The 22,641-nt window shown below is 39.8% G+C and carries 22 protein-coding genes; 8 read left to right on the top strand and 14 right to left on the bottom strand.

The features are described 5' to 3' along the window. Nucleotides 1-9: 9 nt before the first annotated feature. The 5 genes from ACKTS5_RS08940 to ACKTS5_RS08960 form a co-directional block, all read right to left on the bottom strand. A complete protein-coding gene (locus ACKTS5_RS08940; RefSeq protein ID WP_408043525.1) occupies nucleotides 10-492 on the bottom strand; it encodes a cbb3-type cytochrome c oxidase subunit I in 483 nt (160 codons plus the stop codon). Then, nucleotides 492-1,226 (bottom strand): LPS export ABC transporter ATP-binding protein, encoded by a 735-nt coding sequence (lptB, locus tag ACKTS5_RS08945; protein WP_408043526.1) that lies wholly within the window; start codon nucleotides 1,224-1,226, stop codon nucleotides 492-494. Before lptB ends, ACKTS5_RS08940 begins: the two co-directional genes overlap by 1 nt. An 81-nt stretch (nucleotides 1,227-1,307) precedes the next feature. Continuing rightward, on the bottom strand, nucleotides 1,308-1,655 hold the full coding sequence (locus ACKTS5_RS08950) for a carboxymuconolactone decarboxylase family protein (RefSeq protein WP_408043527.1): 348 nt from the start codon (nucleotides 1,653-1,655) through the stop codon (nucleotides 1,308-1,310). Further along, the gene (gene tatC, locus ACKTS5_RS08955) at nucleotides 1,630-2,454 is read right to left on the bottom strand and encodes a twin-arginine translocase subunit TatC (protein ID WP_408043528.1); all 825 of its coding nucleotides are present in this window, start codon (nucleotides 2,452-2,454) and stop codon (nucleotides 1,630-1,632) included. The genes ACKTS5_RS08950 and tatC overlap by 26 nt, the downstream gene beginning before the upstream one ends. Nucleotides 2,455-2,456: 2 nt before the next feature. Then, entirely contained in the window at nucleotides 2,457-3,428 is a 972-nt protein-coding gene (locus tag ACKTS5_RS08960; protein ID WP_408043529.1) for a KpsF/GutQ family sugar-phosphate isomerase, read from the bottom strand. A gap of 138 nt (nucleotides 3,429-3,566) precedes the next feature. Between ACKTS5_RS08960 and ACKTS5_RS08965 the strand changes: the two genes are divergently transcribed. From ACKTS5_RS08965 to ACKTS5_RS08975, 3 genes are all read left to right on the top strand, one after another. Beyond that, nucleotides 3,567-5,765 carry a RecQ family ATP-dependent DNA helicase gene (locus ACKTS5_RS08965; protein WP_408043530.1) on the top strand — a complete coding sequence of 733 codons (2,199 nt, stop codon included), beginning with the start codon at nucleotides 3,567-3,569 and terminating at the stop codon, nucleotides 5,763-5,765. After that, nucleotides 5,765-6,355, top strand: a complete 591-nt coding sequence (locus ACKTS5_RS08970; protein WP_408043531.1) for a YdeI/OmpD-associated family protein — start codon at nucleotides 5,765-5,767, stop codon at nucleotides 6,353-6,355. Before ACKTS5_RS08965 ends, ACKTS5_RS08970 begins: the two co-directional genes overlap by 1 nt. A gap of 89 nt (nucleotides 6,356-6,444) precedes the next feature. Next, nucleotides 6,445-7,617, top strand: a complete 1,173-nt coding sequence (locus ACKTS5_RS08975; RefSeq protein ID WP_408043532.1) for an aspartyl protease family protein — start codon at nucleotides 6,445-6,447, stop codon at nucleotides 7,615-7,617. A 37-nt stretch (nucleotides 7,618-7,654) separates the two neighbouring features. Here the strand turns inward: ACKTS5_RS08975 and ACKTS5_RS08980 are convergent, their stop codons facing one another. The 5 genes from ACKTS5_RS08980 to ACKTS5_RS09000 all read right to left on the bottom strand — a co-directional run bounded on the left by ACKTS5_RS08980 (nucleotide 7,655) and on the right by ACKTS5_RS09000 (nucleotide 12,582). Continuing rightward, nucleotides 7,655-8,026 (bottom strand): DUF4258 domain-containing protein, encoded by a 372-nt coding sequence (locus ACKTS5_RS08980; RefSeq protein ID WP_408043533.1) that lies wholly within the window; start codon nucleotides 8,024-8,026, stop codon nucleotides 7,655-7,657. Between the two features lie 91 nt (nucleotides 8,027-8,117). After that, nucleotides 8,118-8,837: a DUF6733 family protein gene (locus ACKTS5_RS08985; RefSeq protein ID WP_408043534.1), complete on the bottom strand. Its 720-nt coding sequence runs from the start codon at nucleotides 8,835-8,837 to the stop codon at nucleotides 8,118-8,120. Between the two features lie 10 nt (nucleotides 8,838-8,847). Further along, on the bottom strand, nucleotides 8,848-9,621 hold the full coding sequence (locus ACKTS5_RS08990; protein ID WP_408043535.1) for an enoyl-CoA hydratase-related protein: 774 nt from the start codon (nucleotides 9,619-9,621) through the stop codon (nucleotides 8,848-8,850). 23 nt (nucleotides 9,622-9,644) lie between these two features. Continuing rightward, on the bottom strand, nucleotides 9,645-10,958 hold the full coding sequence (locus ACKTS5_RS08995) for a ferredoxin reductase domain-containing protein (protein WP_408043536.1): 1,314 nt from the start codon (nucleotides 10,956-10,958) through the stop codon (nucleotides 9,645-9,647). Continuing rightward, a complete protein-coding gene (locus ACKTS5_RS09000; protein WP_408043537.1) occupies nucleotides 10,948-12,582 on the bottom strand; it encodes an AMP-binding protein in 1,635 nt (544 codons plus the stop codon). The genes ACKTS5_RS08995 and ACKTS5_RS09000 overlap by 11 nt, the downstream gene beginning before the upstream one ends. A 158-nt stretch (nucleotides 12,583-12,740) precedes the next feature. Here ACKTS5_RS09000 and ACKTS5_RS09005 point away from each other — a divergent pair, with 158 nt between their 5' ends. Both ACKTS5_RS09005 and ACKTS5_RS09010 read left to right on the top strand, forming a co-directional pair. Then, the gene (locus tag ACKTS5_RS09005) at nucleotides 12,741-13,481 is read left to right on the top strand and encodes a winged helix-turn-helix domain-containing protein (RefSeq protein ID WP_408043538.1); all 741 of its coding nucleotides are present in this window, start codon (nucleotides 12,741-12,743) and stop codon (nucleotides 13,479-13,481) included. 46 nt (nucleotides 13,482-13,527) lie between these two features. Further along, nucleotides 13,528-14,949: a sensor histidine kinase gene (locus tag ACKTS5_RS09010; RefSeq protein WP_408043539.1), complete on the top strand. Its 1,422-nt coding sequence runs from the start codon at nucleotides 13,528-13,530 to the stop codon at nucleotides 14,947-14,949. A 27-nt stretch (nucleotides 14,950-14,976) separates the two neighbouring features. On the opposite strand, the gene ACKTS5_RS09015 is transcribed toward ACKTS5_RS09010, so the two are convergent. The 4 genes from ACKTS5_RS09015 to porX are packed head-to-tail and all read right to left on the bottom strand — an operon-like array spanning nucleotide 14,977 to nucleotide 18,771. Continuing rightward, nucleotides 14,977-16,176 (bottom strand): alanine dehydrogenase, encoded by a 1,200-nt coding sequence (locus ACKTS5_RS09015; RefSeq protein ID WP_408043540.1) that lies wholly within the window; start codon nucleotides 16,174-16,176, stop codon nucleotides 14,977-14,979. Continuing rightward, nucleotides 16,176-16,598, bottom strand: coding sequence for a tRNA (adenosine(37)-N6)-threonylcarbamoyltransferase complex ATPase subunit type 1 TsaE (gene tsaE, locus ACKTS5_RS09020; protein WP_408043541.1), 423 nt, complete (start codon nucleotides 16,596-16,598; stop codon nucleotides 16,176-16,178). Before tsaE ends, ACKTS5_RS09015 begins: the two co-directional genes overlap by 1 nt. A gap of 43 nt (nucleotides 16,599-16,641) precedes the next feature. Next, nucleotides 16,642-17,223: a DUF1287 domain-containing protein gene (locus ACKTS5_RS09025; protein WP_408043542.1), complete on the bottom strand. Its 582-nt coding sequence runs from the start codon at nucleotides 17,221-17,223 to the stop codon at nucleotides 16,642-16,644. Next, nucleotides 17,224-18,771, bottom strand: coding sequence for a T9SS response regulator signal transducer PorX (gene porX / locus ACKTS5_RS09030; RefSeq protein ID WP_408043543.1), 1,548 nt, complete (start codon nucleotides 18,769-18,771; stop codon nucleotides 17,224-17,226). Nucleotides 18,772-18,916: 145 nt separating this feature from the next. On the opposite strand from porX, the gene ACKTS5_RS09035 reads away from it, so the two are divergent. The 3 genes from ACKTS5_RS09035 (at nucleotide 18,917) to ACKTS5_RS09045 (ending at nucleotide 22,636) form a co-directional block, all read left to right on the top strand. Continuing rightward, nucleotides 18,917-20,149 (top strand): HD domain-containing protein, encoded by a 1,233-nt coding sequence (locus tag ACKTS5_RS09035; RefSeq protein ID WP_408043544.1) that lies wholly within the window; start codon nucleotides 18,917-18,919, stop codon nucleotides 20,147-20,149. Between the two features lie 62 nt (nucleotides 20,150-20,211). Beyond that, nucleotides 20,212-21,252, top strand: a complete 1,041-nt coding sequence (lpxD, locus tag ACKTS5_RS09040; RefSeq protein ID WP_408043545.1) for a UDP-3-O-(3-hydroxymyristoyl)glucosamine N-acyltransferase — start codon at nucleotides 20,212-20,214, stop codon at nucleotides 21,250-21,252. Then, nucleotides 21,245-22,636: a bifunctional UDP-3-O-[3-hydroxymyristoyl] N-acetylglucosamine deacetylase/3-hydroxyacyl-ACP dehydratase gene (locus tag ACKTS5_RS09045; RefSeq protein ID WP_408043546.1), complete on the top strand. Its 1,392-nt coding sequence runs from the start codon at nucleotides 21,245-21,247 to the stop codon at nucleotides 22,634-22,636. Before lpxD ends, ACKTS5_RS09045 begins: the two co-directional genes overlap by 8 nt. Nucleotides 22,637-22,641: the final 5 nt, after the last annotated feature.

Below are 22,641 nucleotides of genomic sequence, written 5' to 3' on the forward strand. Positions count from 1 at the left end.
CGCGCAGTTTTACAAGTCTTTTTTTCCGCGTAAAAAGCCGATGAGTACCACTACAGGGCTCAGTATAAGAGCATTTGCCGCGATTACCAATAAAGCCAATGTTATCACGACGTTTACGTCTACCAAATCGTCTAATAGTGGATGCGTATTCACAAAAGCTCTACTTGGAAGCGTTGCCTGAACCACACCTAGCAAACCGACAAAATAAAGTACAAAGGTGATAAAGTTACTGCTGTGTTGCAACATAAATATCCCTTTTGAATACCTTCGTTTGCCGTTGATTAGCACAAAGTACAGTAATGGAGTGATAGCCATTACTAAGGCCATAAAAATACTGAGATGACTAAAATTGATCACGAAATAAGTATCGTGTACATTGATGTCGACCGTTTTTTCAATCAATTCCGTATGAGTGCTGCTGGCTAACAACGGAAGTACAAAAGGAAAAAGTAAAAAAAAAGTATTGAGTACTTGGTGTTTAGTTCCTTGCATTAAAACTTCTTCTTTTTTAGTTCGAAGTCTTTTCCTAAGTAAACGCGTCTAACCGTTTCGTCTTCTGCGAGTTCTTCGGGTGTACCTTCTTTTAAAATCCCACCGTTGTACATTAAGTAGGTTCTGTCCGTAATTGCCAAAGTGGCTTGTACATCGTGGTCGGTAATTAAGATACCGATGTTTTTGTTTTTCAATTGGGCTACAATTCCCTGGATGTCTTCTACCGCAATGGGATCTACACCGGCAAAAGGTTCGTCTAATAAAATAAATTTTGGGTCAGAAGCCAAACATCGCGCAATTTCTGTACGTCGGCGTTCCCCACCAGAAAGGAGATCACCTCTATTTTTTCGCACGTGTCCTAAGCTAAATTCTTCGATGAGCTCCTCTAAACGAGCTTTGCGTTCTTGTTTACTGCGATCCGTAAATTCTAGTACCGACATAATATTGTCTTCCACTGAGAGTTTTCTGAATACAGAGGCTTCTTGTGCGAGGTAGCCAATTCCTTTTTGAGCGCGCTTGTACATCGCGTCATCCGTGATGTTTTCATCGTCTAAAAAGATAGCACCATCATTGGGTTTAATCATGCCAACAATCATATAAAAAGAGGTCGTTTTTCCGGCACCATTCGGACCTAACAGCCCAATGATTTCTCCCTGTTGTACCTCCAGAGAAATCCCCTTTACTACTTTACGACTTCCGTATAACTTTTGTATGTTTTGTGCTCTTAACTTCATAAATAATTACTTCTCGCGTCAAAAATAAGGAAAGAGTTGAAGTCTATTCTTAAAATAAACTTAAACTCTTTAGTTGATTTTTTAGTTTTGGCTTTCCAGTGCTTCCCAGAATTCCACAGCTCGTCTTAAATGCGGAATAACGATGGTACCGCCAACTAAGGTTGCTATTGACATGGTCTCCATCATCTCTTCTTTGCTAACTCCGTGTTTGTAGGCCGTTTCAAGGTGATAGGCGATACAATCATCACAGCGAAGTACTGCAGAAGCAACTAACCCCAACAATTCTTTTGTCTTAACAGGTAAGTGTCCTTCACTATAGGCATTGGTATCTAAGTTAAAGATACGCTTGATAACTTTATTGTCAGAGGCTAAGATTTTCTCATTCATCTTAGCGCGATATTCGTTAAACTCTTGGACTTTTTGTGACATAGTGACTTTCTTGTTTTTTAGTAACTAATTTTGAAATGTGAATACTGATTTCGTAGAGTATCATAATAGGTACTGATACGATAATTTGACTCGCTACATCGGGTGGTGTAATAATTGCGGATAACAACATGACAACCACTAAGGCGTGTTTGCGATAAGTGCGCAAAAATTGCGGGGTAACCAAACCAATTTTCGAAAGAAAGAAAATAAGAACGGGTAACTCAAAGAATACGCCAATTCCAAGTAAAGTGTTGGTCACTAGGCTGATGTATGCGTCTAGTTTAAAGTTGTTAACAACCGTTTCTGCGATTTGAAAATTGTAAAAGAAATACACAGACATCGGTATGATTACGTAATAGCTGAACAGTATCCCTAAAAAGAAGAGCAATGAGGAAATGAAGATAAATCCTCTTGACTTTTTGCGCTCTTTAGTGGTGAGTCCAGGAGCTATAAAACGCCAAAATTCCCATAAAACATAAGGGAAGGCTAGGATGAATCCTAAAATTAGTGACGACCAAATAGCGGTCATCAATTGCTGAGTAGGATTAAGTGCCTGAAGGGTTTGTTTAAAACTAATGGTACAGAAATCACTATCGACTCCGATGGCACCAAAAACTTCACAAAAAAAGGTATAGGTAGCAAAGTCGGGTTTGAGATGAGCGAACAATACGTTTTCGAAAACAAAGGTAAGGTTGGCAAAAATAACAATAGCGACGATAAAAACAGCTGAGAAGCTGCGGACCATATGCCATCTTAATTCTTCAAGATGGGCTAGAAATGACATTTCTTTTGAAGCCATATTTAAAATATTCCTTCTTTAATAAGATCGTGTAAATGAACCACACCGACGTATTGGTCAGCGTCATCAACGACTAAAATTTGACTGATACTATTTGATTCAAGGGTGTCCAAAGCAACTACGGCCATGGCATCCACGTGAATCGTTTTAGGTGCAGAGCTCATGATGTCTTGAGCTTGCAACGTTTCAATTGACGAAGTTTTGCTCAACATACGTCGGATGTCTCCATCCGTAATAATTCCTTCGATGGCGTTGTTTTGGTTCACAACAGCGGTTACACCGAGGCGTTTTGCTGAGATTTCAACAATGACATCACTTACGCTAGCGTCTGCTGTGACTTTTGGTAATTCGTTGTTCTTAATTAAGTCCGATACGCGGAGATACAAACGTTTTCCAAGTGCGCCTCCTGGGTGGTATTTGGCAAAGTCATTACTTGTAAACCCTCGTTTTTCTAACAAGCAAACAGCCAAGGCATCACCGAGCACTAATTGTGCCGTGGTACTGGTGGTTGGTGCCAGATTATTAGGACAGGCTTCTTTTTCAACATACGAGTTGAGCACGAAGTCTGCATTGCTTCCTAAAAATGACGTCGGGTTACCCGTTATAGCGATTATTTTATTTCCTGAAGCTTTAATAAGCGGCACGAGTACTTTAATTTCAGGTGTATTTCCACTTTTGGAGATACAAATCACGGTATCGTTTTGTTGTACATTTCCCAAATCACCGTGAATGGCATCGGCTGCATGCATAAAAACTGCAGGCGTACCTGTTGAGTTTAAGGTCGCTACAATTTTGGTAGCTATATTGGCGCTTTTTCCAATTCCGGTAACTATAACTCTACCTGATGAGTTTAATATAAAGTTTACCGCATCGATGAAATAATTGTCTAATAAATTTGTTAAATTAGCAATTGCGTTGCTTTGTAAAAGTATCGTGTCTTTAGCAGTTGAAAGGATATCGCTTGAATTTTTCAAGTTGTAAAATTTAAGTTCCATTGAAGTTGTAAAAATAGAAATATTTTAGGTATGAAAACTTATAAAAATAAAGTTTATCACTTTTTTATTGATAGTTTTTTTATAAATTAGATTTAGTTTTTAATTTGATAGTAACAGATGGATATAGAGCAGTCGGATTTATACGAATCGTTAAAAAAGATTTTTGGCTTTAATCAGTTCAAAGGGTTGCAAGAGGATGTCGTAAGTAGCATCTTAAATGATAAGAATACATTTGTAATAATGCCTACTGGGGGAGGTAAATCACTTTGTTATCAGTTGCCCGCTTTAATGAAGGAAGGGACAGCAATTGTGGTTTCACCATTGATAGCACTGATGAAGAATCAGGTAGATGCTATTCGTGGAATTTCTGAAAACCAAGGAATTGCACATGTTTTGAATTCCTCTTTGAACAAAACAGAAATTAGCCAAGTAAAATCGGATATAGAAAGCGGTGTTACAAAATTGTTATATGTAGCCCCGGAATCCCTTATAAAAGAAGAGTATGTAGCGTTTTTAAGAGCGCAAAAAATTTCCTTTGTGGCCATTGATGAGGCTCACTGTATTTCAGAATGGGGTCATGATTTTAGACCTGAATACCGAAATTTGCGAACGATTATCAAGCAGATTGATAATGTACCTATTATTGGGTTAACCGCAACGGCTACCGAAAAAGTACAGGAAGATATACTTAAAACATTGGGTATGACAGATGCCAATGTTTACAAAGCTTCTTTTAACAGACCCAACTTGTTTTACGAGGTACGCCCGAAAACAAAGGATGTAGAAAAAGATATTATTCGATTTATCAAGCAGCATACTGGGAAATCCGGTATTATTTATTGCTTGAGTAGAAAGAAAGTAGAAGAAGTTTCACAAATTTTGCAGGTAAACGGGATCAATGCGGTTCCTTATCACGCTGGACTTGATGCCAAATCAAGGGCCAAGCATCAGGATATGTTCTTAATGGAAGATTGTGATGTGGTTGTAGCAACCATAGCCTTTGGTATGGGGATTGATAAGCCCGACGTCCGCTTTGTGATTCACCACGATATTCCGAAGAGTTTGGAAAGTTATTACCAAGAGACGGGAAGAGCTGGTCGTGATGGTGGGGAAGGTTATTGCTTGACCTTCTATTCTTATAAGGACATAGAAAAGCTCGAAAAGTTTATGGCCAACAAACCCGTAGCGGAACAAGAAGTAGGGCACGCCTTGCTACAAGAAGTTGTGGGTTATGCGGAAACCTCTATGAATAGACGTAAGTATTTACTGCACTATTTTGGAGAAGAGTTTGATGCAGTAAATGGTGATGGAGCAGACATGGATGACAATATGAGGAATCCAAAGAAAAAAATGGAAGCCCAAAATGAAGTGGCAATCCTGCTCGGTGTGATTCGCGACACCAATGAAATGTACAAGCCGAAAGAGATTGTAAATACCTTGGTAGGTAAGGAAAACGCCTTGTTAAAGTCGCACAAAACTAACTGCCAATCGTTTTTTGGAATTGGTAAAGAGCACAATCATCACTATTGGATGGCCTTGATAAGACAAGTACTCGTGGCCGATTTGATTCGTAAAGAAATTGAGCAGTACGGTGTTATTAAATTAACAGAGAAAGGAAAAGCCTTTTTAGAGCAGCCTCATTCTTTTATGATGACGGAGAATCACGTCTATGCTACCGATGATGATGGTACCATTATCACCGTGTCGAAGGCAAAGTCAGTAGGGGTTGATGATAAGCTCGTAAGTATGTTGAAAGATTTGCGAAAGAAGGTCGGAAAACAATTAGGAGTACCGCCCTTTGCCGTATTTCAAGATCCATCAATTAATGATATGGCCTTAAAGTATCCGATAACTATTGACGAATTGTCAAAAGTTCACGGGGTAGGTGAAGGAAAAGCTCGTAAATACGGAAAGGAGTTTATTAAGTTGATCGGTAAGTATGTTGACGAAAACGAAATCATGCGCCCTGACGATCTGATTGTGAAAAGTACAGGGGTGAACTCTGGGTTAAAGCTATACATCATTCAGAATACCGATAGAAAACTTCCATTAGAGGATATCGCAAAATCTAAAGGATTGGAAATGCCTGAGTTGATTAAAGAGATGGAGGCTATTGTGTTTTCAGGAACCAAATTGAATATTGATTATGCTCTTGACGATCTTTTAGACGAAGATCAACAAGAGGAAATTCACGAGTATTTTATGGATGCTGAAACGGATAAAATCCAAGATGCCTTGGATGAGTTTGACGGAGATTACGACGATGAAGAATTGCGTCTTATGAGAATTAAATTTACCAGTGAAGTAGCCAATTAATGATTGCAGAAGTTACAGAATACATAGATAATCACGAAAAATGGACGCAAGAGCTTAAGCTCTTGCGTTCTTTGTTATTAGCATTGCCCGTTGAAGAAACCTTTAAATGGAAGGCTCCAACCTATACCTACCAAGGGAAAAACATCATCGGAATTGCGGCCTTTAAAGAATATGTTGGTTTGTGGTTTCACCACGGAGTGTATTTAAAGGACGAGGCTGGGCTATTAGTCAATGCACAGGAAGGAAAAACGCAAGCGCTTCGGCAATGGAGACTCGCGGAAATTGAACCTTCATTGGTGCCTGTAATTAAGAGTTATTTACAGGAGGCCGTAATGAATGCAGAGCAAGGGAAGTTCTACAAGCCTAAGAAGAAAACAGCGGCCCTTAGTATTCCTGAAGAATTGGCAGTCGCCATGAAGGCTGATGCCGCTTTGGAGCAGGCATTTATGAGCTTAACACCAGGAAAGCAGCGGGAATTTGCACAGCATATCTCGGAGGCAAAACGCGAAGCTACACGATTAAATCGCTTAGCAAAGGTACTTCCATTGATAAAAGCTGGAAAAGGACTGTACGACAAGTATAAGAAGTAATTAACACTAGTTAACACAAATTAATAGTTGATAACGGTTACTACCAGTATTTGTCACTTTTTTTGTGGATGGATTAATAAGATTGTGATATGCAAAAAACAAAATTAGTTATTGCGGTATTCCTGTATTGCCATGGAATTGTGGCGCAGGTAGCGAGTTTACCGATGAAGATGACAAAAGACGGACATACTTTTATCCGAGTTGCTGTCGATAACTCCAAACCCTTGCATTTTGTGTTTGATACTGGGGCTACTGCCGATGTACTCGACAGTATAGCGGCTCAGAAATTAGGGGTGAAAAGTAATTTTGAACAAGCCGTTCAAGGAGCTTCGGGTAGTGAGGTATACCATATGGCTACAGGGCATACGCTGAACTATGCTTCTGGAGTTACTTTGGATGATACTACTTTTGTCTTAAAAGATATGTCGAATCTCAACCAGGCATTTGGTGTTCAAATTGACGGTATCACAGGGTATTCCTTGCTTAATAAATACGTGACAAAACTCGATTACGAACAAAGTCGATTGACACTGTATAAAACTATCGAAGCTGTGGACCTAACGGGGTTTAAAAAGGTGAAGTTCAAGTTTAGTGAGGGCATTCCTATTCCGTTGGTTCCAGTGGAATTTACATTGAGCTCAGGGCTTACATTTAACGGAGATGTTTTATTTGACAGTGGTGCAGGAATGACCTTGTTGGTGAATAGTCCTTTTGCAAAATCTCATAAACTCGCGAAGAAAGCGGGTAGAAGCCTGGTAAAAAAATCAGAAGGCTTGGGGAATGAAATGACATCTGAAAAAATTAGAATTCACTCATTAAAGTTCGGGCCCTATGCGTTTGAAGCCATGCCAATAGCACTTTCGCACAGCGAGGCGGGAGTTACCGCAATGAAAGGATTCATGGGGATTGTGGGAGCGAAAATTATCCAGCGGTTTACCATAGTATTGGATTATAAAAATCAATACATGTATCTCAAGCCAAATAGCTGGTATTCGAAGGCTTTTGATTTCCCTTTGTCAGGAATTTCTCTGCGAAAAAAAGAAGGAAAAATCATGGTGAACTATGTGGACTTGCAGGCTCCTGTTTATAAAAAAGGACTGCGAAAGGGCTTTGAGATTGTGGCTATTAATGACGATGATTCTAGAAACTTAGTAGCTTATGAGTTACTCTTGCGCAAAGAAGGATCGGAGGTATTGATTGAATATATCAATGAGGCACAAGAACGGAAAAAAATAAAAGTACGATTAGTAAAACTTTTGTAAAACGAAAAAGACCGAGCTTTTAAGCTCGGTCTTTTCTTTATTCTATTGTGATGTGTTGTATGGTTGCGGTCGAATCGCAACGAATTACATACAGCGATGTGTTTTTTAAACTGTCTTTACCAGTGATGTGGTATTCAGCACAAGGCTTTTGTCTTGGTTTACTTTTTCCAAAATCTACATCTGCGTTGAGCAAGACTGCGCTAATATAGGCGGTGTCTATTTTTTTTGCAGTCATAACTGCCAAGGCTTCCTCTGAGAACAGTCGTTTCTTAATACGAATTGACTTTAAGGTTCTCGCATCGGGCCCGTATGGGAAGGAAACATTCTTGTTCTTCCAGAAGAAAAGAACCGCTACCGATCCTAAGGCTACACCTACTAAGTAATAGCCTATTCGTTTTAGTATATGCATAATCTCTTATTTCGAACGCAAAATTAGAAATTTCAAAGGGTATACCCAAGGAATTCTGTTGCGGATTCACCGGCTTTGTCAATTGTGTTTGTTACAATGGAATAAAAGCTTGGATTTTGTAAAACTCTTTGGAGTTTAAGTTGTCGTTCGAAATGTTAGGACCAGCAGCAAATCGAAACCAAACACCGTTGTTAAGGGTGGTTTTTACATAGGCTCCTAAAAATTGATACAAGGTTTTCGTAGCGCCACTGTCACTTCGTGTTTGTCCTAAATGTTCGTAGAAACCGCCTACAGATAGGTGTTTGTTGAGTTTGATTCCAGGAATAACCCAGTTTAAAAGGAGGTCTTGAGAAGCTCCTTCACCTCGCAAACTCATATAATAGGCAGTATAGCCTTCAAATTCGAAATTTCCGTTGTTGTAAACCATGAATAAGCTAGGGATAAGGCTTTCACCAATTTTGGTTTCAGCAGCTCCCGACAGCAGCTTTCCATGACCAAAACCTAAACTAGGATTTAAATAGAGTTTGTTGTTTGCTAAAGAGTAGCCCAGTCCAATCCCAGTTTCTAAAAACAGGTCTTTTCCTTGATTTCCGAAGGAAGGGTTTACCCAAAAAACACTGTAAAAGGTTAGTTTTTTGCGTTCATTAAGCTCATGCGAACCTAAAAACACATTGTTGAAGCCAGCACCACTGTTGTGTATGGGCATCATGGCAAACGTGGTTTTCGAGGTCTTTTTCTCTGTTTTGTTGTCTTGCCCCATTAAGGAAAGAAAACTAAAAAGTGCGATGGTAATAAAGATTGATTTTTTCATGTGTTTTGATTTAAGCGGTTTTTTGTTGGTTAAATGTGGCAGTGCGTTTTTCTAAAAAGGCGGTCATGCCTTCTTTTTGATCATCGGTGTTAAAGAGAGCATGGAAAAGTCTTCTCTCGAATACGATGCCGTCTTTTAAACTGCATTCCAGCGATTGATTGATGGTTTCTTTAGCAGCTATTAAAGCCGTTTTAGAATAGGTGGCTAACTCTTGAGCGTATTGTATAACTTCATTCAAAAAATGCTGTTCTGCAATAATTTTTGAGACGAGCCCACTGGCAAAGGCCTCCTGAGCACTCAGGTTTCTTCCAGATAATATAAGATCCATAGCCTTGGCCTTTCCTACTAAAGATGTCAGGCGTTGGGTTCCGCCGATTCCAGGGATGACGCCAAGCTTAATTTCCGGTTGTCCAAATACGGCATTTTCTGTTGCGATAATAATGTCACACATCATAGCGAGTTCGCAGCCACCTCCCAAGGCATATCCTGAAACAGCGGCTATAATGGGTGTTTTGACTTTGGCAAAGACCTCCCAGTACCCAAAGTAATCTTCGTTAAACATGTCGTTAAAGTTTTTTTGAGACATTTCTTTGATGTCGGCACCGGCACAGAAAACTCGTTCCGATCCGGTGAGTACGATACAACCAATGTCAGGATTGGTATCGTATTTTTTTAGTCCTTCAATCAGTTCATACATCGTAGATGAATTGAGGGCGTTTAAAGAACTTGGCCTGTTGAGTTTGGCAATGATGACTCTGCCAATTTGTTCGAATAGTACATTCATTTGAGTTGGTTTTTGTTGTGTTATTAAGAGTCCCAGATTGCTCCGTAGGCAGGAATTCCTCTGTATTCCATTTGGTGCACTACCTGTTGGGTTAATTTCTGGTTAGATATGCATATCACAGCCTCTGCTTGGTGTTCTTGGAGTGCCTGATACGCCAAGGTCACCAAATCGGGTTTTCCATGAGCGTCTGTATCCCAGATAACAGCATTAGGTTGAACATTCTTGATCTCAGTTAGTAAATCATTACCATAGGTTTTTTCTGGGTTTCTGGTGGCCCATACCAAAACTGAAGGCGTTTTATTAAGCAATAAGTGCGGGATACACGGACCAATACCACTTCCGGTAGCTACCCATATAACCTTATTAAAAAGTTTGTCTATGTTTCCAACACCCGCAGTAGGAATGCCTTTTACCCATATTTTCTCGGGACGTTCATTGATAAATTTGCCTGTCCAGTCTCCAGCTCTTGAAATGGTTAAGCGAAACCCATCCTTATCAGGTGTCGGTACATTGGCAAAGGCATGCCATTCGAGTAAGGGGTTTCTGCTCAAGGATGTTGACGAGCCTGCAAATGGTGTTACCCCATAGTTAAAAGAGGTCAACGCTACGTGGTTTGACGGTCGTTCTATATCGATAGCTACTTTTCTTAATCGCAACCATGGAAGGGCAACGCTAGTGGTAATTAAGCAAAGCGCCCAAAAATCTACCAAGAATACAAGAGGAGTTCCTGGGTGATTCGCGTTGGCAATAAGTAGCATTTGAATCCAGAAGAGTGCTAACACTGTCCATCCGCCAATTCGATGCGTAATCTCAAAACTGTTATGACGCTTCGCTCTCATTTTGGGTAAGGCAAAAATGAGAATAAGAACTAGCAAGCTTATGATTGCACTTGTTACCACAACTAATGATAAAGGAATGCCACTAGCTCCGTTTAGGTATTGATGGTAAACTCCAAAAACAAAAGCTGCGTACCAAAGTGTTCCCACAGTAGTACTCCCGCTGTGTAGGCCACCAAAATGATACACTTTGGCAGCGACCCTGCGAATGCTTAGGGGCCATGATTTTGGAATACTCGTCGCAATAGCAAACAACATATTAATGAGGTATTGCTGTCGCATTATAATTCCTATGGTGAAATTTAGAAGCGCTATTTTGCCGATGGCTTCTAGCGAAAAGGCATTGTTCTCAAACCACTTCCAATCAACGAGCCCTCGATAGGCGATATAGCTGTTGATTAAGACGACTATCAGAAACAGACGATGGTAGGGAATGAGCAAGGGGTGCTTGCCTAGGCGGTAAAGCAAGGACTTTTTTGGTGGTAGGGTATTAGCGTTCATTGTTTTGGATGTTTAGAAAGGTTTTTACAGCTCTTTTGTCAATTTTTCCACGAGATGTTTTGGGGAGCTCCTTTACGAATTCCATCTGTCCTGGAACATAGTAATAGGGGAGTTCCTTTTGGATTTCCTCGCGAATCATAGCGGTTAGTTCTTCAGGGAATATCGGGACGGGGCTAATCACTGCTACCAAAGCGTCACCAAACTTCATACTCACCGCCCGTGTAACTTCGGGAAAGCGTTCTATAATGGCCGTTACGGCATCCAGTTCAACTCGGAATCCTTTGATCTTTACTTGATCGTCAATACGTCCGTAATGAATGAGTTCTCCGTGGTCGTTCCATTTACCGAGGTCTCCGGTATTGAACATGGTACGCTTACCGAAAAAGAATGGATCAGGAGCGTATTTTTTATCATTCAGCTCGGGATTGTTTAAGTAGCCTTTGCTTACACAGTTACCTCCGGCCCACATGGTTCCTACTTCACCTATGGCAACGGGTTTTCGGTCTTCGTTGAGTATGTATACACTGTTGTTTGGAGTGGGCTTGCCAATACTGAGTTCATTTTCTGAAGGAGAACAAAGGTGCATGGTATTTACGATGGTGGTTTCTGTCGGGCCACAGCAGTTGTAGAAGTTTGCCTTTGCCGACCACTGTTTTGCTAGGATTAACGGACAAGGCTCGCCGGCTACTGCAACGGTTTTGACATGTTTACAGCGATCGCTATCGATACCTGTTAAAATGGTAGGTGTGGCAATAATAACTTCCGCCTGTTCAGCTGTGGCTGCAATACTTTTGTCGCGAATGAGTAAATGTCCACCATTACCTAAGCAGCCTAAAATTTCCCAAGCAGCCATATCAAAAGAAATATTTAACAGTTGCGCTACTTTTGTTCCGGGTAGTATGTGGAGATTACCAGGAGAAGTATATAAAATATTGCATAAGTTCTGATGCGTTACTTCGACGCCGTTGGGGGTTCCCGTAGTACCCGAAGTGAATAAGATAAAGCAACTGCTTTGATCGGAGTAACGATGATGATTGATTAACTTGATGTTTCCGTATAGATTTTGATACAGAGGATTGTCAAGTGTACTGTCAATGGCAATACTCGTGTCGAGAGGCATATCTTCAAGAAAGCTTTCGAGTGTGAGTATCAATTTTTGCTCGCTGAGTTCACTTATAGTTCGCAACATGTTTGCAGGCACAATTCTAGGGTCTTGAGGTACGTATACTGCTCCGAGTTTTAGAATAGCGATCAAACCAGTTAAAAAATGGAGGGATCGCGGAAGGTACAAACCGATACGGTCACCTTGACGAATGCCTTTTTGTTTCAGTAACAAGGCGATGATGGTTGCTCTGTTATCTAACTCGCGATAGCTAATTTGTTGGTTCTGGTGCTCTGCAGCAATGGCTGACGGTGTTTTTTGACACCAATACGCAAAGGCTTCGTATACATTGGTATGGGCAGGTGTTTCTGCACTGCCAAAACCGAATTGTATAAACTGTTCCTGTTCTGCAGTCGAAAGGTGTGCAATAGGAGCTTTGTTAAGTGTTAGCAAAGAATTAGCAATGGAGTGCATTCTCGCTTCATGGGGGCTGTTTTGAAGTGTCTCTACAGTTTTTTTCATGATTGTTGGGTGTTATAGATTAAATAATTCGCTGCAGCTGAATTTTAATGAGGTAAAGAACTCCGATAAGAATCACAGAAGTATCACGAAAAAATCATTTTTATATCACATCGAATTTTTTTAAGTTAGCCCAGTTACCTAAAAATTTGCACAACCCAATGTCGAAGAAAGCCCTAATTATTGAAGATGACATGGCTATAGCCAATTTAATAGCCTTGCATTTGAAGGACTTAAGCTACGAAGTAGTAAAGGTTGGAGAGGGGGATAAAGGGCTGGATTTTGCCTTGCGTGAAGACTATAACCTCATTATTTTGGATATAAACTTGCCAAATCTTGATGGAATAGAGGTTTGTAAACAAATTAGATTGGTAAAACAGACACCGGTAATCATGCTGACAGCAAAGACGGAAGAACTCGATAAGGTATTGAGTTTAGAGTTGGGAGCTGACGATTATATTACCAAACCTTTTAGTGTTCGTGAATTTATTGCCCGTGTGAAGGCGGTGACGAGGAGGTTTGAGAAGGCTACTTCTCATAAAATTGGCCTCGTCCACAATGAATTGCAGTTTGATGAGTTACGTATATTAAAGGAAGAGCGAAAAGTAACCTTGTCAGGACGTGTGCTCAATTTATCACCTACAGAATTTGATTTACTGGTGTTAATGGCTTCGAATCCGGGAAAGGTGTTTAGTAGAGAAAAATTACTAGAGTTGGTTTGGGGCTACGATTTTGATGGCTACCGACATACTGTAAATTCACATATAAATAGATTGAGAGGAAAGTTAGAATCAAATATGTCAGATCCTAAATTTATATTAACTACATGGGGGGTAGGCTATAGGTTTAGTGACGAATTTAAAACGTCCTCCCATGAAAACCCTAAAGAGCATTTCAAATAGGTTAATAGTTAAGCTAGGTTTATCCTTTTTAGTTATTATTTTATTCATGAGCTTAGTGTACATGCTGTTAACCTTTTTTTTAGTGGAACGATTTTACAGTCAAACTACACAGCGTTTAAATATCAATGTTGCCAATCACCTTATTGAAGAAAAGTTTCGTGACGCATCTCCATTTCTAGAAAACGGAGAGGTGAATAAAGCCTTGTTCGATGATATTATGCACGATATGATGTCGGTGAATAGAGCTATTGAAGTGTATTTACTCAACGAAACCGGTGAGATATTGTATTCTGTGGTACTAGATCATAGCAATCCATACAAGCCGTTGAAAAAAGTAAGCCTTGTACCTGTAAAACAATTTCTGGCTAATAGAAATCGCTATGTGCTAGGAGAAGACCCAAGAGAAGCTAACAAGCGGAAAATATTTTCGGCAGCAGCCTTCGAGAAAAACAATCGGAAGGGATACATCTATATTATTTTAGCAAGCCAACAGTTTCACGAAGTTTGTGCGACTTTGTTTAAAGACTATTTTGTAGCATTGAGTTTGAGGTCAACCTTGATTACGATGGTTTTTGCGGTATTGTGCGGCAGTTTACTCGTGTGGTTTTTGACAAAGAGCTTACGGGTAGTTATCTATCACGTAAATGAATTTAGACAAGGACATTGGTGCAGTCGGATACCTGCAGCGGCCCAGTCAGATTTGTCGGTGTTAGCCCTTACCTTTAACGATATGGCCCAAACCATAGCGAATCACATTCAAGAAAAGGAAGCACTGATGCGATTTCGGAAAGAGTTGATCGCAAATGTCGCACATGATTTACGAACTCCACTAACAGCGATAAGAGGTTATGTAGAGACCTTAACGATGCGGGAAGAACGCATGGAGGCCGCCGATAGGAGAGAGTTCATGGCAGTTATTGAAAAAAGTGCATTGCACTTGACTAATTTGGTAAACCACCTGTTTGAATACGCTACATTAGATGCTAAAAAACTACATCTGAATCCAGAACCATTTTATATAAATGATTTGCTGTACGATTTAAAAGAACGATACACCCTGCTAGCAAAGGAACGCAATATTCAAATTGCTGTCGAAATACCTCCTGTAATGAGCCCAGTAATGGCGGATGTCAAGTTGATGGAGCGCGTATTGCAGAATATTATTGAAAATGCTCTTAAATTTTCGAAAGATGGAGGAATAGTGTTCTTGCGTGTATTGACAGGTCAAACGGCAACGAAGATTCAAATTGAAGATGCGGGGCCAGGAATTTCAGAGCAGGAGTCTCAACGCATCTTTAAGCGTCTCGAACAAGGTGCGGCAAGAGGCGAAGAAAAGGGAATTGGTTTAGGTTTGGCCATCGTCAAAAAAATTATCGAACTCCACGGTTCTGAAGTCAAACTAAAAAGTAGGTTAGGAGTAGGGACTGTCTTTGAATTTGACTTGCCGAACTATCAAAATGCCAATTAAAAAGAGCCTAAAAAAATAGGCCCTTCTTTATAAAAATAATAAGTTGATATCTCTGTAAGGTAAATCAAACCAATCAGCAACGGTTTTATTTGTGAGGATGCCGTGGTAAAAGTACATGCCATTTCTCAAGCTCTTGTCAAAACGCGCAGCGTTTTCAAAGCCGCCTTCTTCTGCGATATCTAGCAAATAAGGGGTAAAGATATTACTGATAGAAACGGATGCCGTTCGCGCGTAGCGCGAAGGAATATTCGGAACACAGTAATGAATAACACCACTGTGGGTAAAGGTAGGACAGCTATGCGTGGTAACGCGTGACGTTTCAAAACAACCTCCGCGGTCAATACTCACATCGACAATCACAGCACCTTCTTTCATTTGCTCAATCATCCCTTGTGTTACCACCACGGGTGAGCGGTCTTCTCCTCGTAAGGCTCCAATGGCAACATCACAACGCATCAGTGCTTTTGCAAGCGTTTTTGGTTGAATGGTTGAGGTATACAGTGGCGTATTGATATTTGCTTGTAATTTGCGCAATCTAGAAATTGAATTATCGAATACCTTAACACGTGCTCCGAGCCCAACTGCCGATCGTGTTGCAAATTCAGCAACAGTACCTGCACCGATGATAACTACATCACTCGGCGGTACGCCACCAATATTTCCGAGGAGTAATCCATTACCACCATTAGCAGTATTCATAAGCTCGGCAGCAATATGCATAGAGGCAATTCCTGCGATCTCACTTAGTGATTTTACGATGGGGTAAATTCCTAACTCATCTTTAATATAATCAAAAGCAATGGCTGTAATTCGTTTTTTAGCCAAAGCCTCGAAATACTTTTTCTCCTGTGTTTTTAACTGTAGCGCTGATATTAATACCGCTTGCGGAACTAACATCTTAATTTCGTCCAAAGATGGCGGCTCTACTTTGAGTACGATATTACAAGAAAATACTTCTTTGATGTCGTAAGAAACCTTTGCTCCAGCTTCTGAGTATTCTCTGTCACTGTAATTAGCACCTTCACCAGCACCTGCTTCAATGACGATTCGGTGACCGTGAGCCACCAAAGCCGATACGGCATCTGGAGTTAAGCTGATTCTCTTTTCTTCAAAATGAGTTTCCTTTGGAAGTCCAATAAACAATTCTCCTTTTTGTTTTTTGATCTCCAACATTTCAGGTTGGGGCATTAATTGTTCTTTGGTGAAAGGTGAAGTAATAGCGCTCATTAGTTTTTGTTAGTTGAGTTTAGTTCGATGTTGCGTTGACCGTTGTCCAATTGTTTGATGTGGATGTGCACCGCATCTAAAGGTAATAAATTTTTGACATTTTCAGGCCATTCAATTAAACACCAGTGATTGCTGTACAGATAGTCTTCTATTCCCATATCGTAGGCTTCTTCTTCATCGTCAATTCTGTAAAAGTCAAAATGATATACAATTTCTTTCGCTGCCGTATGGTACTCGTTAACCAATGAGAATGTCGGCGAGTTTGCAACATCCTCAATACCTAGCTCTTTGCAGATTTCCTTTATTAAAGTTGTTTTTCCAACGCCCATTTCACCGTTAAAAAGTAGCACTTTGCTCGGTGCTTGTTCAATGACTTCTTTTGCAATTTCAGTCAGCTGTTCTAAAGTGTAATCTCTGTTCATATCCACAAAAGTAATTAACTTTTTAGATTGTTGGAAATTTAGTTTAATAGGAGTAGTGTCCGATAATGGTATAGTCAAATAAGACGTCTTCAATTACCTGGCCACCACCAATATTATGAATGACCATATAACGTTTCTGATCTCTTGATTTTTTTGAAACGACCAGACCTATATGGGTGAGTCCATTGGATAGACGCCAGCAAACAATATCACCGGGTAGGTAGTCTGCAGCTTTTGTACTTCGTTTTTTTACCTTTCCGAAACGACTGAAAAACGTCATTAAATTGGGAACACGGCGATGGTCAATATTAGCATCCGGTCTTTTGAGTCCCCACAATTTAGGATACTGCTCAAAGCTACGTTGCATATCCTCGTGAACGAGACGCTGCAAGTCAATGCCGAGTTTGCGGTAGGCTCGTATCACAACGTCGGTACAAACACCTTTGTCTTCCGGAACATCTCCCATAGGGTATCCTATACTAAAGTAACGCCCGTCGTACTGAATAGCGCTGTTTTCGATACTGATAGCGGCCTTATCCAGAGCTTTTGCGTCTGTTTGGGCCTGAGCCCATGAGCTGCAAAGCAACAAGCCAAATAAGGTACAGAGTAAGTAACTTTTTTTCATTTACTTCGGTTCATAGATACTACATGGGATAATCATTTCCTCCAGAGAAATTCCTCCGTGCTGATACGTGTTCTTATAATACTTAACAAAGTGGTTGTAATTGTTTGGGTAGGCAAAAAACATGTCTTCTTTTGTGAAAATAAAAGGACTGTTAATAGCTACTTGCGGTAGAAAAATATCTTTAGGATTTTTCACGGCGTAGACATCTTTGTTTTCATAAGTCAAACTGCGTCCTGTTTTATACCTCAGGTTAGAGCTAATATTCTTGTCGCCTATGACTTTTGTAGGTGTTTTACAATTGATCGTTCCGTGATCGGTAGTAATTATCAATCGCTGTCCCAGTCGTTGTGCTTTCTGGATGATCTCAAACAGAGGAGAGTTTTTAAACCAGCTAACGGTTAATGATCGGTATGCCTTGTCATCACCTGCGAGCTCTTTGATGACTTCCATTTCTGTTTTAGCATGAGAGAGCATGTCAACAAAGTTATATACGACTACGGTTAGGTCATTGTGTTTGGTAGCATTGTAGCTGTCGGCTAAATCTCTTCCGTTTTTTAGAGAGATAATTTTGTAGTATTCATGTTTGATATCCAGGCTTAATCGCTTTATTTGACTGCTTAAAAAGTCAGATTCAAATAAGTTTTTTCCTCCTTCATCGGTGTCATTTTTCCAAAACTGAGGATACATTTTTTCCATTTCAGAAGGCATAAGACCCGAGAAAATGGCATTCCTAGCGTACTGGGTTGCCGTTGGTAAAATACTGAAATACGAATGTTCCTCTTCTTTTTTGTAATAATTGTTTATAAAGGGCTCTAGCACGCGGTATTGATCGTAACGCAAGTTATCAATAACTATCCACAGCACACCATTCGGGGCTTTGAGGTTGGGTACGATGTAATCTTTAAACAGCGTATGCGAAAAGGTAGGTTTGTGTGAACCGGTAAGCCAGTCCTGGTAATTTTTCTTTACGAATTTAAAAAACTGACTGTTCGCTTCTACTTTTTGAGATTCTAAAATCTCAAGCATCCCTGAATCATTGATGTTTTCCAGTTCCAATTCCCAATGCACTAATTTTTTATAGAGCTCTGTCCAATCTTCAAAGGTGTTCACCATGGCGAGATCCATCGCTATTTTTCGGAATTCCTGTTGATAGTTGGAGGTAGTTTTTTCAGAAACTAAGCGCGAATGATCGAGGTTTTTCTTCAAACTCAATAAAATTTGATTCGGATTTACTGGTTTGATGAGGTAGTCAGCAATTTTCGACCCGATGGCCTCTTCCATAATGTATTCTTCTTCACTCTTGGTAATCATAACCACAGGTAGGTTCGGATTGAGTTGCTTTATTTCGGAAAGTGTTTCTAGTCCTGTGATACCGGGCATATTTTCGTCAAGAAAAACAATGTCGAATTGTTGTTCTTTTACCATATCGATGGCGTCTGCACCGTTGGTACACGATTGCACCGTATAATTCTTTTTTTCTAAAAATAAAATATGTGGTTTTAGTAAGTCGATTTCATCATCCACCCATAGTATATCTATATTTCTCATATGCACGTCAATGTATTGTTTAAACAAAACGTTAAATAGGCGTTTTGTTGTGTGTTCAAAAGCTAAAAATACGTTAATTAAACTTTCTCGGATTTGGTTTTATCCAGAAATTATAATTCTTTTGTTAGAAATTGATGAATAACTGATGGTGACTAAGCAGCAAACGAATAAACTAAAAATTTTAAACGATCCGATTTACGGGTTCATTTCTATCCCGAATTCCCTGATCTTTGATATTATCCAGCATCCTTACTTTCAACGATTGCGCAGGGTGACCCAAATGGGATTGTCAAACTTGGTGTATCCGGGAGCTAATCACACGAGATTTCATCATGCGATGGGCTGTATGCATCTCATGCAAAAAGCGATTCGAGTGTTGCGTTCTAAACAGGTGCGTATCACGGATGAGGAGGAAGTAGCAGTTTGTATAGCGATATTATTGCACGATATCGGTCACGGTGCCTTTTCACATGCCTTAGAACACAGTATCGTGAACGGTATTGCACACGAAGAGATTTCGCTAAAATTTATGAGGGCCCTCAATGAGGAGTTCGACGGGAAATTGAGTTTGGCAATTCAGATTTTTGAGGGAAACTACGATCGCGCCTTTTTAAATCAGTTGATTTCAAGTCAGTTGGATATCGATCGTTTGGATTACTTAAAAAGGGATAGTTTTTATACAGGAGTCGCAGAAGGAAACATTTCTTCTGATCGCCTTATTGCCATGATGAACGTCGTTAATGACGAGTTGGTAATTGAGCAAAAAGGAATTTATTCTGTAGAGAAGTTCATTATTGCACGTAGACTCATGTACTGGCAAGTATATTTGCATAAAACCGGATTGGTTGCTGAGCAAACGTTGGTGAGTGTATTGAAACGCGCGAAGGAGTTGGCCTCGAGAGGAGAAGACTTATTTGCCAGCAAAGCCTTGCGTTATTTTTTGTACAATGAAGTTCGTCAGGACAACTTTTCGAAAGAAACTCTGGAAATATTTTCTAGGCTTGATGATTACGACGTACTGCTGTCGATAAAAGAATGGATTAATCACGACGATCCTATTTTAGCTCGACTCTGTAAAATGATTATTCACAGAAATTTGTTGCGAATTGAATTACAAGACGAGCCTTTTGATAGTGCCTATGTAAGTAATATCAAGGCACGAGTAAAGCGTGAATTTGACCTTTCGGATGAAGAAATGACCTATTTTGTCTACGATAAACAAATCTCAAATCAGGCGTATTTTACAAATAAGCCTATCCTTATCTACACAAAGAGCGGTGAATTGAAAGATATTGCTGCGGCCTCTGATCAATTGAATGTTCAAGCCCTTGCGCAACCTGTTACGAAACACTACTTGTGTTATCCAAAAATGCGCTAACCATCGAAAACATCACTTAATTGAAATAGCTAATTAAACAAAATTAACTACTTTTGCCATTAATGAAATTCAAAGCAAAACAAATAGCCGACATTTTAGGAGGAGAGATTATTGGAAATGAGGATGCTGAGGTGTCTAAGCTTTCTAAAATAGAAGAAGGAGAAGAAGGTTCTTTAACCTTTTTAGCCAACCCTAAATACAATTCATTTTTATATACGACCAAAGCTACGGTTACCATAGTAAACAAATCGTTTCAGTTGGAAAAAGACGTGGAAACGACCTTGATAAAAGTAGAAGATGCCTATAAGTCATTTTCGAAATTGTTGGAGTTTTACAATGAAGTGAAGAACAACAAGGTCGGTAGAGAGCAGCCCCATTATATTGCGAAATCCGCAAAAATTGGTAGTGAAGAGTACATCGGAGCCTTTAGTTATATCGGAGAAAATGTGGTGTTGGGAAATAATGTTAAGATTTATCCCAACTCTTATATAGGTGACAATACAGTTATTGGAGATAATACGACCATTTTTGCCGGTGTAAAAATATATTCAGAGTCTGTAATCGGGGCTAATTGTAAAATTCATTCGGGAACCATTATCGGTTCGGATGGTTTTGGGTTTGCTCCTGACGAAAATGGAGAGTACAAGGCCGTTCCTCAAACAGGAAATGTTATTATTGAAGACAATGTGGATGTCGGAGCCAATTCGACCATTGACAGAGCCACTTTAGGTTCTACGATTATTAGAAAAGGAGTAAAGCTCGACAATCAAATCCAAATTGCCCACAATGTGGAGATTGGAAAGCACACCGTGATTGCTTCGCAAACAGGTGTAGCCGGATCTACAAAAATCGGTGAGTATTGTATGATTGGAGGACAGGTAGGAATCGTAGGGCACATCAATATTGGCAATAATGTAAAGATCCAAGCACAATCAGGTATCGGACGCAGTTTGAAAGATGGTGACGTCGTGCAAGGAACACCTGCTTTTGGATATTCGGACTACAACAAATCGTATGTCCATTTTAAAAATTTACCGAACATAGCAACAACAATTCATAAACTTGAAAAAGAACTAAATACTCAAAAGAGAAATAATGAGTAAGAAACAAACAACAATTAAAAACGAAGTAACTCTATCAGGTGTTGGTTTGCACACTGGTAATGAGGTGGTAATGACATTTAAACCTGCTCCGGTGAATACTGGATATGCTTTTGTTCGAGTGGATTTAGAAGGATCACCGATCATTGAGGCAAAAGCAGAATACGTTACGAACACACAACGAGGAACGAACCTCGAGAAAAAAGGTGTTCAAATCCAAACTTCTGAGCACGTACTTGCGGCTGCAGTTGGTTTAGGGCTTGACAACCTTTTCATAGAAATTAATGCATCGGAACCTCCAATTATGGACGGTTCTTCAAAGTTCTTTATCGAAGCCTTAGAGCAGGCTGAAATCGTGGAACAAGATGCAGAAGTTGAAGAATACATCGTCAAGGAGATTATTACCTATAAAGACGAAAAAACAGGCAGCGAAATTATTTTAATGCCTTCTGATGAGTATCAGGTAACCACGATGGTTGATTTCGGAACTAAAATTCTCGGAACTCAGAACGCTACTTTAGATTCTATCAGTGATTTTAAAGAAGAAATCTCTGCTGCGAGAACTTTCAGTTTTTTACACGAAATTGAAATGTTATTAGAGAATGACTTGATCAAAGGAGGAGATTTAAACAACGCGATCGTTTATGTTGACAAGGAATTGTCAGACGAGACTATGGTGAAGTTGAAGAAAGCCTTCAAAAAGGACAATATCGCGATTAAACCGAACGGGATTCTCGATAATTTAACCCTACACTGGGCTAATGAGGCTGCCCGTCACAAACTTTTAGACGTCATTGGTGATCTAGCCTTGGTAGGTACTAAAATTCGCGGTAAAGTTATTGCAAACAAGCCAGGTCATTTGGTAAATACACTTTTTGCTAAAAAATTAGCAAAGATCATAAAACAAGAAAAGAGAAATAACGTTCCTAGTTACGACCTCAATGAGGAACCACTCATGGATATTCATAAAATCATGAGTATTTTACCTCACCGTCCACCATTTTTATTGGTGGATAGAATATTAGAGTTGAGTGACAGACACGTAGTAGGGATGAAAAATGTGACGATGAACGAAGATTTCTTCGTAGGACATTTTCCAGGAGCACCAGTAATGCCTGGAGTACTTCAAATTGAAGCGATGGCTCAATGTGGAGGAATCCTCGTGTTGAGTACTGTTCCAGATCCTGAAAACTATCTGACGTATTTTATGAAGATAGACAATGTGAAGTTCAAACAAAAGGTACTTCCTGGAGACACTTTGATATTCAAAAGTGAATTAATAACCCCGATAAGAAGAGGAATCGCTCATATGCAAGCCTATGCGTATGCCAATGGTAAATTGGTGTGTGAGGCCGAGCTGATGGCGCAGATTTCTAAAGTAAAATAAGAAGT

Source organism: Tenacibaculum litopenaei, from assembly GCF_964514025.1.
GTDB lineage: Bacteria > Bacteroidota > Bacteroidia > Flavobacteriales > Flavobacteriaceae > Polaribacter > Polaribacter litopenaei.